The organism is Sphingopyxis sp. LARHCG72 (assembly GCF_052871675.1).
Genome location: NZ_JBIXJU010000005.1, coordinates 23,011 through 38,930, shown reverse-complemented (window position 1 = coordinate 38,930; position 15,920 = coordinate 23,011). Strand labels below are relative to the sequence as shown.

Here is a 15,920-nt window from a genome sequence, read left to right as displayed (position 1 = left end):
GCCGTCACCTCCACCAGCGATAGAAGCGGACATCAGCCAGTCATGAATCTGCCAGTCATCCTTATCATCGCCGGAGCCTTTCTGGCCTTTGCCCTTCTCGTGATCCTGCTTGGCGGGCCGTCGGCCGGCAAGGCAAAGACGCGGCGACTGGCGTCGGTCAAGGACCGGCACGCCGCATCCACCGAAGCGGTGGTGGCGGCGCAGATGCGCAAGACGATCGCATCGTCGCGGGGCCATTCGACGTTGACGAACCTGATGCCGCGCCGCGAAGAGCTCGAAAAGCGCATACGCCGGACCGGCAAGGGCTGGACCGTCACGCAATATATGTTTGCCTCGATGGCATTGTTCGTTGCCGTCACGGGCGGCCTGCTGGCCGTTCGCGCGCCAATCCTCATGGCCGGTCTCGTCGGATTGATGATCAGCCTCGGCCTGCCTTACCTGGTTGTCGGCATGGCGATCAAAAAGCGCGTCAAGCAGTTCAACACTCGTTTTCCCGACGCCATCGATCTTTTGGTGCGCGGCCTGAAGTCGGGTTTGCCGGTCACCGAGACCTTCCAGGTGGTGAGCCAGGAACTGCCGGGTCCGGTCGGCGAAGAATTCAGGGGCGTCGTCGAACGCATTCGCATCGGCAATACGATGGAAGCCGCGTTGCAGGAATCCGCAGAGATGCTCGGCACGCCCGAGTTCCAGTTTTTCTGCATCACGATCCAGATCCAGCGCGAAACGGGCGGCAATCTGGCCGAGACGCTCGCCAATCTGTCCGAAGTCTTGCGCAAGCGCGCGCAGATGAAGCTGAAGATCAAGGCGATGTCGTCCGAAGCGAAGGCGTCCGCCTATATCGTCGGCGCGCTGCCCTTCTTCGTGTTCGGCGTCGTCTGGTCGATGAACCCCAGCTATCTGGCGGGTTTCTTCACCGAACAGCGGTTGATCGTGACCGGCCTCGGCGGCCTTGTCTGGATGGGCATCGGCGCCGGGATCATGGCCAAGATGATCAGTTTCGAAATCTGAAGGGGCAGACCAAGTGAACAGCAGCCTCCTTCTTTCTTCCGCATTCACCGGCGCGCAGACCGGCCCGATGATACTCGGCGTCGATGTCGTGTGGGCCGGCACCATGCTGGCCGCGGTCGGCGTCTTCGCCGTCCTGTTCGCCATCTACAACGCGCTGACGGTCCGCAATCCGATGACCAAGCGCGTCAAGGCGCTGAACGACCGCCGCGAACAGCTCAAGGCCGGCATCACCGCCTCGACCGCCAAACGCCGCGCCCGGCTGGTTCGCAAGAACCAGCATGCCGACAAGATGCGGACCTTCCTCGGCAAGCTCCAGGTGCTGCAGGAAGAGCAGATCAAGGACGTCCAGCAGAAGCTGGCGCAGGCGGGTATCCGGTCGAAGGACCTGGCAGTCGCGGTGATCTTTGGCCGCATGGTGCTGCCCATCGTTTTCGGCGGGCTTGCGGCTTTCCTGATCTATGGGCTCGACATGTGGCCGGACATGACGCCGTTCAAGCGTTCGGGCATCACGATGGGCGCGCTGCTCCTTGGCTACAAGGCGCCCGACCTCTTCGTGCAGAATAAGCGCCAGAAGCGCACCGATGCGATCCGCAAGGGCCTGCCCGACGCGCTCGACCTGCTCGTCATCTGCGCCGAAGCGGGGCTCACCGTCGACTCCGCCTTTTCGCGCGTGTCGAAAGAGCTCGGCCGCGCCTATCCCGAACTCGGCGAAGAGTTCGCCCTCACCTCGATCGAACTCGGCTTTTTGACCGAGCGTCGCCAGGCCTTTGAAAATCTCGCCTATCGCGTGAACCTGGAATCGGTGAAGGGTGTGGTCACGACCATGATCCAGACCGAAAAATACGGCACGCCGCTCGCCAGCGCGTTGCGCGTGCTGTCGGCCGAATTCCGTAACGAACGCATGATGCGCGCCGAAGAAAAGGCCGCCCGCCTGCCCGCGATCATGACGGTTCCGCTGATCCTTTTCATCCTGCCGGTGCTGTTCATCGTCATTCTGGGGCCCGCGTCGTGCGCGCTCAGCGACGCGCTCTCGGGCGGCAGCTTCGGCGGCGGCTGATCCGGCCGATAACGAGGAACCGAAGGGGCGGGAGTGATCCCGCCCCTTTTTCGTTCAGCCGACCTGCTGCTCGATCGCGCCGAAGATGCTGTGGTGGCGATCGTCATCCATCCAGATGCGGACCGTATCGCCCTTCTGCATGAACGGCGTTTTGGGCTCGCCCTGCTGGATCGTTTCGACCGTCCGCACCTCGGCCAGGCAGCTATAGCCAAGGCCGCCCGCGGCGATCGGTTTGCCCGGACCGCCATCGGCATCGCGGTTCGACACCGTACCCGACCCGATGATCGTGCCGGCGCCAAGGTCGCGCGTCTTCGCGGCATGCGCGATCAGCGCGCCGAAATCGAACGTCATGTCGACGCCCGCGTCGGCTCGCCCCAGCGGCTCGCCGTTGAGGTCGACGGACAAGGTGCCGTGCAGCTTGCCGTCCTTCCAGCGATCGCCCAGCGCGTCGGGCGTCACGAACACCGGCGACATCGCGCTCGACGGCTTCGACTGGAAAAAGCCGAAGCCCTTGGCGAGCTCAGCCGGAATGAGGCCGCGAAGCGACACATCGTTGGTCAATCCGACGAGCAGGATCTTCTTGCGCGCTGCGACCGGATCAATCCCCGCCGGAACGTCGCCGGTCACGACGACGATTTCGGCCTCCATATCGCAACCCCACGCGGGATCGCCGAGCGGGATCGGATCGCGCGGACCGAGGAACGCGTCGCTGCCGCCCTGGTACATCAGTGGATCGTGCCAGAAGCTGTCGGGCATTTCGGCACCGCGTGCCTGCCGTACCAGCGCGACATGGTTCACATAGGCGCTGCCGTCGGCCCATTGATATGCGCGTGGAAGCGGCGAAGCCGCGTCGCGTTCGTGGAACCGTTCCTTGGGAATGGCGTCATGGTTGAGGTCTTCGGCGAGCGCGGCGAGGCGCGGCGCGGCATAGGCCCAATTATCGAGCGCCGCCTGCATCGTCGGGACGATCTGGCCGGCGTCGGCATACCAAGCGAGATCATCCGAAACGACGACGAGGCGTCCGTCGCGGCCCTTTTTGAGCGATGCTAGTTTCACGAATTTTCCTTTTTCTGACGATGCGGCTGGACCGACATCGCCAAAAGAAGGGAGCGACAATCAGCGCGACATCGTGATCGAGGCGAAACAGGTAAAGCCGCTCTGCCCCGCCTGCAAGCGCCGGATATATTGGAGGTAGGCCTGCGACTGGTTGTAGGTCGTTCCGGGCAGCGTCTGACCGCGGAACGCCCGCTTGACCTCTTCGCCGGTGAACGGACGCGCCGAGCCCGGAAATGCGCCCTTGGTGCCCGGGGGCACCAGCTTGCCCGCGGTGTCGATATATTTGCCCGCGCCGGTCGGTCCGGGTACCGGGATCTGGCAATTCATCACCGACACGGCGGTCTGCGCAAAGGCAGGACGGATCGTCAGCGCGGCCGACACGCCGACGGCGCCCAGCGCCAGCATCCGGCGGCGCGTGGGAATGGTTTCACCGGTCTCACCGGTTTCGGCGGGATTGTCGCTCGCATCCATGACGCGCGCATAACCCAATGATGGCGCAAGGAAAAGCAAAACACCGCCGCGCCGTCGACACTTCCCGCTTTGGGACATTCGCAAACGTCGCGTTAATTACCGTAAACATCCTTGCCTCCCCGCATCGCTTCGTGCGACGCACCGCCGCGATGTTCGATCGTCTGTCCAGCCTGGTCATCGCCCTGACGCTCGTCGCCATTGCGGCCATTTTTGCGGCGCTGTCCGGCGGCGATCCGCTGTCGATCGCGATCATGCTACTCGCCGGTTTTATTGCCGCCGCCACTGTTTACAGCGCGCTCCCCACGACGCTGCCCGACGCACAGGGAACCGCCTCGCCGCCGGTCGAAGCGCCGCCCGTGTCGCTGCTTCGCCATCCCGACTTTGCGCATTGGGTCGACCAGGAAAAGGAGCCGCTGCTCGGCACCGCAGACAATATCGTCACGATCGCCAACGATGCCGCGATCCGGCTGCTCGGGCGGCATATCGTCGGCGCCGATGTGCGCACCGCAATCCGCCATCCCGCCGCGACCGACTGGCTCTCGCACATCGACGGCAACGCACCGCTCGACACGATCAGCCTGGTCGATTTTCCGCGCCCGGGGCAGCGCTGGACGATGCGGACGGCGACCCTTTCTGGAAGCGAGCGGATCATCTTCCTGTCGGATCGCTCCGCGATCGACGCCGCCGACCGGATGCGGTCGGATTTTGTCGCCAATGCCAGCCACGAGCTGCGCACCCCGCTCGCCGCCATCCTCGGCTATGTCGAAACATTAGAGGAAATGAACGGCGAGGCCGATGCGCCGACGCGCAATCGTTTCCTGTCGATCATCGATCGCGAGGCGCGGCGGATGCAGCAGCTCGTCATCGACCTCCTGTCGATCTCGCGGGTCGAGGCCGATCGTTTTCGCCGTCCGACGACGCCCGTCGATCTCGCCAGCATCGTCCAGACGACGATCATGCAATTGCGCGACAGCGAACAGGCGCGCGCGAAGGACATTGTTGCGCGGCTCGGCGATGACCCTGCGCCCATGCTGGGGGACGAAGCGCAGCTGAAACAGCTCGCGCACAACATCGTGTCGAACGCGATGAAATATGGCCATGCCGATACGCCCGTCACCGTCGAGCTTGCCCGCGAGGGCCGCCGTATCCGCCTGTCGGTCAGCGACGAGGGCGACGGGATCGCGCCCGACCACTTGCCGCGCCTGACCGAGCGCTTCTACCGCGTCGACGAGGCGCGCAGCCGTTCGGTGGGCGGAACGGGGCTTGGCCTCGCCATCGTCAAGCACATCAGCGAGCGCCATCAGGGCCAGCTCGATATCGAAAGCGAACTGGGCAAAGGCACCCGTGTTTCGGTGACATTCCCGCTGTCCGGCGAGAGCTGAGCGGTGGTCGGGAAAGCGCGAATCGGGCCCTATCCTTGACTTTTGACCCGATAGCGCCCATCTTCCGAAAGCTATCGTCGCCTGCGACGGATTTTTTTGCCTGATCGGCGGACACTTCCATCTTCACGCTACCTGGCGCCATCGGCATCGGCCGGTGGTAACTCCGCTTCCGTGAAAGGAACGACCTATGCCGATCGGCACCGTAAAATTCTTCAACACCGAAAAAGGCTATGGCTTCATCGCCAACGAGGACGGCTCGGGCGACAATTTCGTCCACATCACCGCCCTCGAACGCGCCGGGATGACGACGCTGAACAAGGATCAGCGCGTTTCCTATGAGTTGGAAACCGACCAGCGCGGCAAGACCGCCGCTGTCAACATCCAGCAGGCCTGATCTTTTGGCCAAAGAGGAACTACTGACCCTCGACGGCCAGATCGATGAAATCCTTCCCGACGGGCGCTTTGGCGTCATTCTGGAAAATGATCATCGGATCATCGCTTATACGGCAGGCCGGATGCGACGTTTTCGCATCCGGTCGGTCGTCGGCGACGCCGTTCGCGTCGAAATGACCCCCTATGACTTGACCAAAGGCCGCATCGTTTATCGCGATCGCGGCGCCGGTCCGGCCGGAGGCGGCCCCCGCAAGGGCAACCGGCGCTGAATACCCAACCAGAACAAAACAATGATTACAGGATATTATGAACTTTAGTTTGAATGCATTTCCTTCACTTCTCCGGCCCTATTCCGCGATCGACGCGCGGGCCGACAAGCCAGCGCGGCGATCGCCGACGCTGACGCGGCGGGAACTTCGCCGCCTGATCGCCCAAATGGTCGACTAACTTTCCAGCAAGCCGACCTTTAACCAACCAACCCAAGGATTTCCGTCATGTCGAACACCAGCGATTTCTACCTGATCCAGGCGGATAAATGCGCTGCCGACGCGGCGGAGAGCACGCTGTCGCAGGTTCGCGACCGCAATCTGCGCGCCGAACAGGCGTGGCGCACGATGGCCGAGCGTCTGATCCAGACCGAAGCCACCCGCGCGCGCCAAGTCGCAGCGGCCGCGGCCAAGGCGGAAGCGAATAGCACCGCGGACTGACCGGTTTCCGGTCAGTCGATGCGGCCCAGCAATTCCCCGATCTTCCCGAACATCTCGTCGATCTGCGACTTTTCGACGATCAGCGGCGGCGACAGCGCAATGATGTCTCCCGTCGCGCGGACCAGCAATCCATCATCGAAACAGGCGTGGAACAATTCCATCGCGCGCGCGGTCGGCGCGCCCGCGCGCGGTTCGAGTTCGATGCCGGCGACGAGGCCGATTGTCCTGACGTCAATGACATGGCGCCGGCCCTTCAGGCTGTGCGCCGCATCTTCCCAATAGGCAGAAAGTTCGTTCGCGCGATCGAACAGGCCCTCGCGCGAATAGAGATCGAGCGTCGCAAGCCCCGCGGCGCTCGCGAGCGGATGCCCCGAATAGGTGTAGCCGTGGAACAGCTCGATCCCGCCCGGGGCGCTGTCGATCACCGCATCGTGGAGCTCGCGCTTCACCGCCACCGCGCCCATCGGCACCGCGGCATTGGTCAGCCCCTTCGCCATCGTGATGATGTCGGGCGTCACGCCCCAGACTCCCGCCGCGGTCGCGCCGCCGACGCGGCCGAACGCCGTGATCACTTCGTCGAAGATCAGGATGATGCCGTGCCTGTCACAGATGTCGCGCAGGCGCTGGAGATAGCCGACGGGCGGAACGAGGACGCCGGTCGAACCCGCCATCGGCTCGACGACGACCGCCGCGATTGTGTCCGCGCCGTGCAGGTCGACCAGACGTTGCAGATCGTCAGCCAGCTCGGCACCGTGCTGCGGAAAACCGCGCGCGAAGGCGTTCCGCTCGATATCGTGCGTGTGACGAAGATGATCGACACCCGGCAGTCCGCCGCCGAAGGCGCGGCGATTGTTGACGAGCCCGCCGACGCTGATCCCGCCGAAACCGGTACCATGATAGCCGCGCTCGCGCCCGATCAATCGCGTGCGCGTCCCCTGCCCCTTCGCGCGCTGGATCGCGAGCGCGATCTTGAGCGCAGTATCGACCGATTCCGAACCGCTGTTGGTGAAGAATATCCGGTCGAGCCCTTCGGGCATCAGCGCGGCAACGCGCTGCGCGAGCTCGAAGGGCAGCGGATGGCCCAGCTGGAACGTCGGCGCGAAATCGAGCGTCGCGGCCGCCTTCGCAATCGCGTCGGTGATTTCCGCGCGACAATGGCCCGCGTTGCTGCACCACAGCCCCGCGGTGCCGTCGAGGATCGTCCGTCCGTCGCTGCTCCGGTAGTGCATCCCGCTCGCCGACACGAGCTGGCGCGGGTTAGCCTTGTACGAACGATTGGCGGTGAACGGCATCCAGAAGCTTGCCAGTTGGTCGTTATCACCCCGCATAGCCGCGCATCTCCCTTGCCTCACCGAGTGCGCAATCTGGCCGGGTGCCGCGCCGCTGGCAATGCGGAAAATGGCCGATAACGGCCCCTCTGGCGCATCGCCGAACCATGAGATACGCTGCCTGCTCCACAACGGGCCGACTCCTCGGCCCAATCGGGGGCGCATGTCAGTCAATCTGGAACAATGGATCAGCGACCATAAGATCGACGAAGTCGAATGTATCGTCCCCGACATCAACGGGGTCCAACGCGGCAAGGTGCTGCCCGCCAAGAAGTTCCTCTCCTCGGTCAAGGACAAGTCGCTGCGCATCCCGGGCAGCGTCTTCATCTGCACGATCGACGGCCACTATCCCGAAGATATCGACGACATATGGGACAAGGATCCCGATAAGATATTGATCGCCGATCCGAGCACGATCTGCGTCGCGCCGGGCTTTACCTCGCCGACCGCCTTCGTCATCGCCGACGCCTTCAACGGCGACGGGACCGAGGTCGAGATTGCGCCGCGCACGATCCTGAAAAAGGTGCTGAACCTCTATGCGGAGAAGGGCTGGAAACCGATCATCGCGCCCGAGGTCGAATTCTACCTCGTCTCGCAGAATGCCGACCCCGATTTCCCGCTGACCCCGCCGGTCGGCCAGTCGGGGCGCAGCGAGAGCGCGAGCCAGCCTTACGGGCTCGAGGCGATGAACGAATATGAGGATATCATCGATCATATCTACGACGATTGCGAGCTGATGGGGCTCGATATCGACACGATGATCCACGAAATGGGCGCCGCGCAGCTCGAGGTGAATTTCGAGCACGGCGACCCGCTGCGGCTCGCCGACGAAGTCTTCCTGTTCAAGCGCGTCGTGCGCAATGTCGCCAAGCAGCACGACGTCTATGCGACCTTCATGGCGAACCCGATGGCGGGCCAGCCGGGAAGCGCGATGCATATCCACCAGTCTGTGGTCGACGCCGCCACCGGCAAGAACCTGTTTTCGGTCGCCAACGGCCGCGATAGCGCGATGTTCCGCAGCTATATCGCCGGGCTGGTGCGGTACATGCCGCAAATCTCTCCGCTGTGGGCGCCGAATGTGAACAGCTTCCGCCGGATGCGCCCCGACAGCGCGGCGCCGATTAATGTCCAGTGGGGCGAGGACAATCGGTCGTGCGGGTTCCGCGTGCCGATTTCGGACAAGAACAACCGCCGCGTCGAAAACCGCCTGCCCGGCGCCGACAGCAACCCCTATCTCGCGATCGCGGCCTCGCTGATCTGCGGCTATATCGGGATGGTCGACCGCATGGTGCCGGCCAAGCCGATCACGGGCAGCGCGTACAACCGCGCTCGCACCTTGCCGCGCACGTTGGAGGCGGCACTCGACCGCTTCGCCTCGTGCAAGAAGGTCCGCAATCTGCTCGGCGACGATTTCTTCGAAATCTTCTTCGCGGTGAAGGATTATGAGCTGTTCAATTATCAGTCGGTCGTGTCGAGCTGGGAACGCGAACATCTGTTGATGCGGGTCTGACTCGCGCGCCGGCCATGACCGACCCGCTAAATCATAGCTATTATGCCGCGACCGCACATGAACGGCAGTTGCGCAGCGACATCGGCGACGAACGCTGCGATGTTGCGGTAATCGGCGGTGGCTTCACGGGGCTTAGTGCTGCACTTGCCTGTGCTGAGCGTGGTTTTTCGGTGATCCTGATCGAATTGAAAACCGTCGGCTTCGGTGCCTCTGGACGCAATGGCGGGCAGCTCATCCCGGGCCTTCGCTGGACGGCATCGGAACTCGAAGAAGAATTCGGAAGCGAGCGCGCCAATGCGCTGTTCAACCTTTGCTGGCGGGAGAATCGCGTAAAGGCGCGGATTGCAAAACATGGGATCGCGTGCGACCTGAAGGCGGGGCATCTGGAGGCGGCATGGACGCCAAAAGATTTCGACGCGATGCGGCGCGAGGCCGACTATCTGGCAGCGCGATTCGGCTATGAAAGCGATGTCGTCGCAAAGACCGACATGGACGCTCATATCGCGACCCCGCTCTACCATGGCGGCGTTCATGATCCGCAGGGCGGGCATTTCCACCCGCTGAACTATGCGATCGGACTGGCCAAAGCCGCCGAACGAGCGGGGGTGCGCATACGGGAAGATGAGCGCGTCTGGCTGATTGATTCATCGAGCGCCGATCCCGTCGAGCTCATGACCGAGTGGTCGATTATCAGTGCCCGCTACGTCATCGACGCAACCGACAGCTGGATCGGCGACGTCGAACCCGACCTCGGTCGCTACACCGTTCCGATCATGAATTATAATATCGCGACCGCGCCGCTCGCGAACGCCGACGCGCTGCTCCCCGGCGACGCGGCGGTTGCCGACAGCCGCTTCGTGCTCAACTATTTCCGCCTGTCCGCCGACAAGCGCCTGATCTTCGGCGGCGGCGAGCGTTATTCGCAGACCCCGCCGCGCGACATCGCCGCTTTCGTGCGGCCCTTCATGGCAGAGGTCTTCCCGGAGATCGCCGATGCGAAGATCGACTATGGCTGGGGCGGCGCGGTCGCGGTGACGATGAACCGGCTGCCGCACATCGGACGGCGCGGAAATGTCTTTTACGCGCACGGCTTTTCAGGGCACGGGGCGCTGGTGACGACGCTCGCCGGGGAGTTGATTGCCGAGGCGATGGCCGGGACGGCCGAACGTTTCGATGTCCTCGCAAACCTGCCGTCAAAGCCTTTTCCCGGCGGCAAATGGCTGCGCCAGCCGCTCGCGACGCTCGGGCTGCTCTATTATGCGATGAAGGACAAGCTCGGGTGATATCGAGCACCGCCATCGCTCGCGTCGCGAACCGCGAGGCCGACCGTTTCCGCGACGCCAACCGCCAGGCCTTCGCGCATCACGCGGCCGCGAAGGGCTGGTTCCAGTCGGTCCCGTTCCACTGGATGCGCGACTGGCCGAGCCCGGTGCCGATCGTCGCGGCGTCGGCGTCGGGCGCGACGCTGACGAGCATCGACGGGCAAGCCTATGACGATTTCTGCCTTGGCGACACGGCGAGCCTGTTCGGTCATTCGCCGCCCGCGCTCGCCGCCGCACTCGCGAAGCAAGCTGCCGAAGGTTTGAGCTATATGCTCCCGACGACACGCGGCGCCGCGCTGTCGGAGCGGTTCTCGGCGATGTTCGGCCTGCCCCAGTGGCAGGTCACGACCACCGCCAGCGAGGCCAATCGCGCGGTCATCCGCTGGTGCCGCGGGATCAGCGGGCGAGCCAAAATCCTGACTTTCAACGGCGCCTATCATGGCGCGGTCGACGATGCGTTTGTCGACCTGAAAGGCGGCATGCCGACGATGCGCGCAAGCCTCGTCGGCCAGGTCCATGATTTGCGCGGTACCACCACGGTTATCGAATTCAACGACGAGGAAGCGCTCGCCGCTGCGCTGCGCGGACGCGACATCGCCTGTGTGCTGGCCGAACCGGTGATGACCAATGTCGGCATGGTGCTCGATGCGCCGGGCTTCCTCGCGGCGCTTCGGCGGTTGTGCAACGAGACCGGCACGCTGCTCGTGTTCGACGAAACGCATACCATCTCGTCGGGCTACGGCGGCCATGGCGTCACCCACGGCCCCGCGCCCGACCTGATGGTCGTCGGCAAGTCGATCGGCGGCGGGGTTCCCTGTGCAGTCTACGGGTTCAGCGCGGACGTTGCCGACCGCATGGCCTCGCTCAACGCCGCGCGCGCGCCGGGACATAGCGGGATCGGCACCACATTGTCAGCCAACGCGCTCGCGATCGCGGCGATGGATACCATGTTGTCCGATGTCATCACGCCGGCGGCTTACGACCGGATGCTGCGGGGCGCCGCGCGGCTCGTCGGGGGACTGGAGCAGGTCATCGCGGCTTCCGGCCTCGACTGGCATGTCACACAGGTCGGCGCGCGCGTCGAGTTTCTTACCTGTCCCACGCCGCCCCGAAACGGCGGCGAAGCGAAGGCTGCAATGCACCCCGAACTCGAAGCGGTAATCCACCTCTGCCTCGCCAATCGCGGGATTCTGCTGGCGCCGTTCCACAATATGATGTTGGTGAGCCCCGTGACCGGCGACAATCAGATCGACCGGCTGGTTGGCGCCTTTGCCGACTGCGTGCGGGCATTGAAGGAGTAGAGGGGCGATGTCGAAGTCATCGGGCGTGATCGCGCCGCGTTCGGAGGCCGAAGCCTTTTTCAAGGCGAACCCCGACGTCGATTCGATCGAGATGATCTACACCGACATGGGCGGCGTCCCGCGAGGCAAGCGCCTGCGCCAGCACGAGGTGCTCGCGGTCTACGAGAGCGGCCGCATGTTCCCCGGCTCGATCACCGTCGTCGACATCACGGGGCAGGATACGGTCGAAACCGGGCTCGTCTGGGAAGATGGCGACGCCGACCGGTCGATGAAGCCGATCCCCGGAACGCTCGTCCGCACGCCGTGGGGCGGCGACCATGCCGCGCAGTTCCTTGTCGATTTCTACGAACTCGACGGCACCCCGCACGACCTCGATCCGCGCCACGTGCTTGGCGGCGTGATCGACCGCTTCACCGCTGACGGGCTGACCCCGGTGCTCGCGGTCGAACTCGAATTCTATCTCGTCGATCCCCGCCGCGCGCGCGATGGATCGATCCGTCCTGCCCGCCCCGGATACAGCCGCGACACGCCGCGCCATGTCGAGGTTTATGGCCTCCGCGAACTCGACGATTTCCGCCCCTTCTTCGACGCGCTTTACGCCGCGACCGACGTGCAGGGCCTGCCGCTCGAAAGCGCGATCTCCGAATTCGCGCCCGGCCAGTTCGAACTGACGCTGCGCCACAAGCCCGACGCGCTGCGCGCCTGCGACGATGCCATCATGTACAAGCGGCTCGTCAAGGCGATCGCACAAGCGCAGGGGCTAGAGGCGACCTTCATGGCCAAGCCCTTCGCCGATCAGGCGGGCAGCGGCATGCACATCCATGTCTCGGTCGACGACGGCAAGGGCAACAACATTTTCGCGAGCGACGATCCCGAAGGCACGCCCGCGCTGCGCCAAGCGATCGGCGGGATGATCGGCAGCATCGGCGATGCCTTCGCGCTCTTTGCCCCGCACGCGAACAGCTATCGCCGCTTCAAAGCGAACAGCTATGCCCCCGTCGCGCCGACCTGGGGGGTCAACAACCGCACCGTGTCCTTCCGCATCCCCGCCGGCCCGCCGCCGAGCCGCCATGTCGAGCATCGCGCGTGCGGCGCCGACGCGAACCCCTATCTTGCGGTCGCGGCGGTCCTCGCCGGGATACACCATGGCATGGCAAACAAGGCCGATCCGGGCGCCGCGGTCGTCGGCAACGGATACGACCGCGACAATAGCGGCGACGACAAGCCGCCGTCGAACTGGTTCGCGGCGCTCGACCGCTTCCATGCGTCGAAGCTGATGCGCACCTATCTGGGAGACCGCTTCGTCGACATGTTCAGCATCGTGAAGCGCGTCGAGCAAGATAACTATTTCAGCGTCGTCCCGACGCTCGATTACGATTGGTATCTGCGGAACGCCTGATCGTACTTGGAACAAAGTTTCAAAGAATCTTGGTGCAGCGCAAAAAAGCTCTTTCCAAGCCGCCCGGATTGAGTCAGCTTGACGTCACATACAGGGAGGCTGCGCCATGGATCCGTTCGAACTGATCAAGCAAACCCGCGGGCGTCGCTCGCTCCTTCAGGCGCTGGGTGTGGCGGCGGTCGGGATCAGCTTCGGCGGTCTCGCGGCGTGCAGCAAGGAAGGTGGCAAGAAGCTCTCGAACGGCGAGGAAGCCAAGCTCAACTTCTACAACTGGGACACCTATATCGGCGAGAATACGCTCGACAATTTCAAGGAAGCAACCGGCGTCGACGTCACGATGGACCTGTTCGACAGCAACGATGTGCTGTTCGCCAAGTTCAAGGCGGGCAATCCCGGTTACGATGTCATCGTTCCATCGAACGATTTCGTCGAGCGGATGAGCAAGGCCGATATGCTGCTGCCGCTCGATCATGCGCAGATCCCGAACAAGAAGAATATCGACCCCGCCTACATCAACGTCGAATATGACCTGCAGCGCAAATTTTCGATGCCCTATACGTGGCTCGCGCTCGGTATCGGCTACCGCAAGTCGAAGGTGAAGGCGGCGCCCGATAGCTGGAAGGTGCTGTTCGACAGCCCCGAATATGCGGGGCGCATCGCCTGGCTTTCCGAAGCCGGCGACATGTTCCGCCTCTATGGCAAATATCTGGGCAAATCGGTCAACGCGCTGACTCCAGCGGACATCGCGACGATCGAGAAGATGATGATCAAGCAAAAGCCCAATGTGAAGAAATTCCACGAGGATGACGGGCAGGACCTGCTGCTGAAGGGCGACGTTGACGTCGTGCTCGAATATAATGGCGACATCGCGCAGGCGATGGTCGAGGACAAGGATATCGATTTCGTTATCCCGAAAGAGGGCAGCCAGCTCAATTCGGACAATCTGTGCATCCCGAAAGGCGCGCCGCATCCGAAGAATGCGCACGCCTTCATCAACTATATCCTCGACGCCAATGTCGACAAGGAAATCACCGAGACGATCCTCTATCCGACGCCCAATGCGGCGGCGAAGGCGCTGATGCCCGACAGCTACAAGAACAACCCGGTGATCTTCCCGCCCGCAGAAGCCTTGGCGAAATGCGAATATGCGCGTTTCAACCCCGAACTCCAGCCGCTCTATGAGGAAGCCTTCACACGGGTTCGGGCGGCCTGACAGTCTGAAGGGGGCATCGGGGGGTGGCCGAACAGGACTGGAAAGCGAACAGACGGGTCTTTGCGGCGGTATCGCTGCCGACCTTGTTCTGGATCATCGTCTTCTTCGTCGCCCCGATGGCGATCGTCTGGCTCTACAGCTTTAGCACGAAGGTCGGCGACACGGGCATCGACTTTTCGGGCACGCTCGACAATTACAAACGCGCCACCGAGTGGCTCTACCTCACCATTTTCGGAAAGAGCTTCGCGGTCGCGGCGCTCGTGACGCTGATCTGCCTGATCGTCGGCTTCCCCGTCGCGATGGCGATCACCTTCGCGAGCGAGAAGTGGCGCCCCTGGCTGCTTCTCGGCATCATGCTGCCCTTCTGGACCAATTTGCTCATCCGTACCTATGCGCTGATGATGCTCCTCGGCACGCAGGGCTTTGCGAACAAGGGCCTTGGCGCCTTGTGGGAGGGGACGAGCTGGATCAAGACGCTCGTCGGGCTCCAGCCGCTGCCGACGTGGGAACCGGTGCAGCTGCTCTTCAACAATTTCGCGGTCGTTTTCGGGCTCGTCTATGTCCACCTGCCCTTCATGGTCCTGCCGCTCTATGCCGCGCTCGACCGGCTCGACCGCAGCCTGATCGAGGCGAGCCTCGACCTGGGTGCCGGGCATTTCCGTACGATCATGCGCATCGTCGTTCCGCTCGCCGCGCCCGGCATCGTCGCGGGTGTGATGATCACGCTGATCCCCGCGCTCGGCGCCTACCTCACCCCAGACCTGATGGGGGGCACCGACAGCCAGATGATCGCCAATGTGATCGAGCGCCAGTTCAAGAAAGCAAATGATTGGCCCTTCGGCGCCGCCCTCTCCTTCCTGCTCATCTATGCGATGTTCGCGCTGATCGCGATCCAGTCGATGCGCAGGAAAGTACCCGAGGTCCGCTGATGGCGCTCTTCGCCCGCACGCCCATAGCCCCGCTCGAATATAGCCGCACCTTGTGGATGCGCCTCTGGGTCGGCGCAGTGATGGTCTTCCTCTATGCGCCGCTGGTCGTGCTGATGATCTTCAGCTTCAACGACAGCAAGCGCAACGTCGTGTGGCGCGGCTTCACGACCAAATATTATGAAAAGGCGCTCGGCAACGACCAGCTCGTCGAGGCCTTGCTCAATTCGCTGACGATCGCGGCGCTCGCGACGGTCGTCAGCCTTGTGCTCGGCGCGGTCGCGGCGGTGATGTTGTGGCGTTTCCGCTTCCCGCTCAAGGGGGCGGTCGACGGCACGATTTCGCTGCCGATCATCGTCCCCGAAATCTGCCTCGGCGTCGCCTTCCTGATGTTCTTTGCCGCGGTCGGCTGGCCGACCGACCTCGTCTGGCCGTTCAACCTCGGCGCGATCACGATCGCGCACATCACCTTCTGTTTCCCGTTCGTGACGATGGTCGTGCGGTCGCGCCTCGCGACCTTCAACCGCGAGCAGGAGGAAGCTGCGAAGGATCTCGGCGCGAGCGAGTGGCAGGTGTTCCGCGACGTCCTGATCCCGCACATCAGGCCCGCGCTCGTCGCAGGCGCGCTGCTGTCCTTCACGCTCAGCCTCGACGATTTCGTCATCACCTATTTCACCAGCGGCCCCGACACGATCACCTTCCCGGTGAAGGTCTATTCGATGGTCCGCTTCTCGGTGACGCCCGAGGTCAATGCGGCCTCGACCCTGCTCATCATCCTGACCGTCATCCTGACCTTCGTCGCGCTGAAGCTTCAGGGCGTGAAGGCCATTGCGGAAACCCACTGACC

The 15,920-nt window shown here is 63.5% G+C and carries 16 protein-coding genes; 13 read left to right on the top strand and 3 right to left on the bottom strand.

All coding sequences use genetic code 11. From position 1 onward, the window contains the following. The first annotated feature begins 42 nt into the window (after positions 1 to 42). Both ACIPPQ_RS12390 and ACIPPQ_RS12385 read left to right on the top strand, forming a co-directional pair. Complete coding sequence (locus tag ACIPPQ_RS12390; protein WP_446544393.1) at positions 43 to 1,008, top strand: type II secretion system F family protein; 966 nt, start codon at positions 43 to 45, stop codon at positions 1,006 to 1,008. Between the two features lie 67 nt (positions 1,009 to 1,075). After that, a complete protein-coding gene (locus ACIPPQ_RS12385; RefSeq protein WP_446544710.1) occupies positions 1,076 to 2,065 on the top strand; it encodes a type II secretion system F family protein in 990 nt (329 codons plus the stop codon). 54 nt (positions 2,066 to 2,119) lie between these two features. Here the strand turns inward: ACIPPQ_RS12385 and ACIPPQ_RS12380 are convergent, their stop codons facing one another. Beyond that, positions 2,120 to 3,121 (bottom strand): fumarylacetoacetate hydrolase family protein, encoded by a 1,002-nt coding sequence (locus ACIPPQ_RS12380; RefSeq protein ID WP_446544392.1) that lies wholly within the window; start codon positions 3,119 to 3,121, stop codon positions 2,120 to 2,122. Between the two features lie 60 nt (positions 3,122 to 3,181). Next, on the bottom strand, positions 3,182 to 3,592 hold the full coding sequence (locus ACIPPQ_RS12375) for a hypothetical protein (RefSeq protein WP_446544391.1): 411 nt from the start codon (positions 3,590 to 3,592) through the stop codon (positions 3,182 to 3,184). A 149-nt stretch (positions 3,593 to 3,741) separates the two neighbouring features. Here ACIPPQ_RS12375 and ACIPPQ_RS12370 point away from each other — a divergent pair, with 149 nt between their 5' ends. From ACIPPQ_RS12370 to ACIPPQ_RS12355, 4 genes are all read left to right on the top strand, one after another. Then, positions 3,742 to 4,974 (top strand): sensor histidine kinase, encoded by a 1,233-nt coding sequence (locus ACIPPQ_RS12370; RefSeq protein ID WP_446544390.1) that lies wholly within the window; start codon positions 3,742 to 3,744, stop codon positions 4,972 to 4,974. 187 nt (positions 4,975 to 5,161) lie between these two features. Further along, complete coding sequence (locus ACIPPQ_RS12365; protein WP_446544389.1) at positions 5,162 to 5,368, top strand: cold-shock protein; 207 nt, start codon at positions 5,162 to 5,164, stop codon at positions 5,366 to 5,368. A 4-nt stretch (positions 5,369 to 5,372) separates the two neighbouring features. Next, positions 5,373 to 5,636 carry a translation initiation factor IF-1 gene (infA, locus tag ACIPPQ_RS12360; protein WP_037515274.1) on the top strand — a complete coding sequence of 88 codons (264 nt, stop codon included), beginning with the start codon at positions 5,373 to 5,375 and terminating at the stop codon, positions 5,634 to 5,636. 225 nt (positions 5,637 to 5,861) lie between these two features. Continuing rightward, entirely contained in the window at positions 5,862 to 6,074 is a 213-nt protein-coding gene (locus ACIPPQ_RS12355) for a hypothetical protein (protein ID WP_446544388.1), read from the top strand. A gap of 11 nt (positions 6,075 to 6,085) precedes the next feature. On the opposite strand, the gene ACIPPQ_RS12350 is transcribed toward ACIPPQ_RS12355, so the two are convergent. Further along, entirely contained in the window at positions 6,086 to 7,402 is a 1,317-nt protein-coding gene (locus tag ACIPPQ_RS12350; RefSeq protein WP_446544387.1) for an aminotransferase class III-fold pyridoxal phosphate-dependent enzyme, read from the bottom strand. 163 nt (positions 7,403 to 7,565) lie between these two features. Between ACIPPQ_RS12350 and ACIPPQ_RS12345 the strand changes: the two genes are divergently transcribed. From ACIPPQ_RS12345 to ACIPPQ_RS12315, 7 genes are all read left to right on the top strand, one after another. Next, complete coding sequence (locus ACIPPQ_RS12345; protein WP_446544386.1) at positions 7,566 to 8,912, top strand: glutamine synthetase family protein; 1,347 nt, start codon at positions 7,566 to 7,568, stop codon at positions 8,910 to 8,912. Between the two features lie 14 nt (positions 8,913 to 8,926). After that, positions 8,927 to 10,195, top strand: coding sequence for an NAD(P)/FAD-dependent oxidoreductase (locus ACIPPQ_RS12340; RefSeq protein ID WP_446544385.1), 1,269 nt, complete (start codon positions 8,927 to 8,929; stop codon positions 10,193 to 10,195). Beyond that, positions 10,192 to 11,535 (top strand): aspartate aminotransferase family protein, encoded by a 1,344-nt coding sequence (locus ACIPPQ_RS12335; protein ID WP_446544384.1) that lies wholly within the window; start codon positions 10,192 to 10,194, stop codon positions 11,533 to 11,535. Before ACIPPQ_RS12340 ends, ACIPPQ_RS12335 begins: the two co-directional genes overlap by 4 nt. Before the next feature lie 7 nt (positions 11,536 to 11,542). Next, positions 11,543 to 12,934: a glutamine synthetase family protein gene (locus ACIPPQ_RS12330; RefSeq protein WP_446544383.1), complete on the top strand. Its 1,392-nt coding sequence runs from the start codon at positions 11,543 to 11,545 to the stop codon at positions 12,932 to 12,934. A gap of 106 nt (positions 12,935 to 13,040) precedes the next feature. Continuing rightward, positions 13,041 to 14,147: an ABC transporter substrate-binding protein gene (locus ACIPPQ_RS12325; protein WP_446544382.1), complete on the top strand. Its 1,107-nt coding sequence runs from the start codon at positions 13,041 to 13,043 to the stop codon at positions 14,145 to 14,147. A gap of 23 nt (positions 14,148 to 14,170) precedes the next feature. Then, positions 14,171 to 15,076 (top strand): ABC transporter permease, encoded by a 906-nt coding sequence (locus ACIPPQ_RS12320; protein WP_446544381.1) that lies wholly within the window; start codon positions 14,171 to 14,173, stop codon positions 15,074 to 15,076. After that, positions 15,076 to 15,918, top strand: coding sequence for an ABC transporter permease (locus ACIPPQ_RS12315; RefSeq protein ID WP_446544380.1), 843 nt, complete (start codon positions 15,076 to 15,078; stop codon positions 15,916 to 15,918). Before ACIPPQ_RS12320 ends, ACIPPQ_RS12315 begins: the two co-directional genes overlap by 1 nt. Positions 15,919 to 15,920 lie beyond the last annotated feature (2 nt).

Coding starts and splice junctions, on each gene's coding strand:
- ACIPPQ_RS12390 (WP_446544393.1), top strand. CDS start 43: ATGAATCTGCCAGTCATCCTTATCATCGCCGGAGCCTTTCTGGCCTTT.
- ACIPPQ_RS12385 (WP_446544710.1), top strand. CDS start 1,076: ATGATACTCGGCGTCGATGTCGTGTGGGCCGGCACCATGCTGGCCGCG.
- ACIPPQ_RS12375 (WP_446544391.1), bottom strand. CDS start 3,592: ATGGATGCGAGCGACAATCCCGCCGAAACCGGTGAGACCGGTGAAACC.
- ACIPPQ_RS12370 (WP_446544390.1), top strand. CDS start 3,742: ATGTTCGATCGTCTGTCCAGCCTGGTCATCGCCCTGACGCTCGTCGCC.
- ACIPPQ_RS12365 (WP_446544389.1), top strand. CDS start 5,162: ATGCCGATCGGCACCGTAAAATTCTTCAACACCGAAAAAGGCTATGGC.
- ACIPPQ_RS12355 (WP_446544388.1), top strand. CDS start 5,862: ATGTCGAACACCAGCGATTTCTACCTGATCCAGGCGGATAAATGCGCT.
- ACIPPQ_RS12350 (WP_446544387.1), bottom strand. CDS start 7,402: ATGCGGGGTGATAACGACCAACTGGCAAGCTTCTGGATGCCGTTCACC.
- ACIPPQ_RS12345 (WP_446544386.1), top strand. CDS start 7,566: ATGTCAGTCAATCTGGAACAATGGATCAGCGACCATAAGATCGACGAA.
- ACIPPQ_RS12340 (WP_446544385.1), top strand. CDS start 8,927: ATGACCGACCCGCTAAATCATAGCTATTATGCCGCGACCGCACATGAA.
- ACIPPQ_RS12330 (WP_446544383.1), top strand. CDS start 11,543: ATGTCGAAGTCATCGGGCGTGATCGCGCCGCGTTCGGAGGCCGAAGCC.
- ACIPPQ_RS12325 (WP_446544382.1), top strand. CDS start 13,041: ATGGATCCGTTCGAACTGATCAAGCAAACCCGCGGGCGTCGCTCGCTC.
- ACIPPQ_RS12315 (WP_446544380.1), top strand. CDS start 15,076: ATGGCGCTCTTCGCCCGCACGCCCATAGCCCCGCTCGAATATAGCCGC.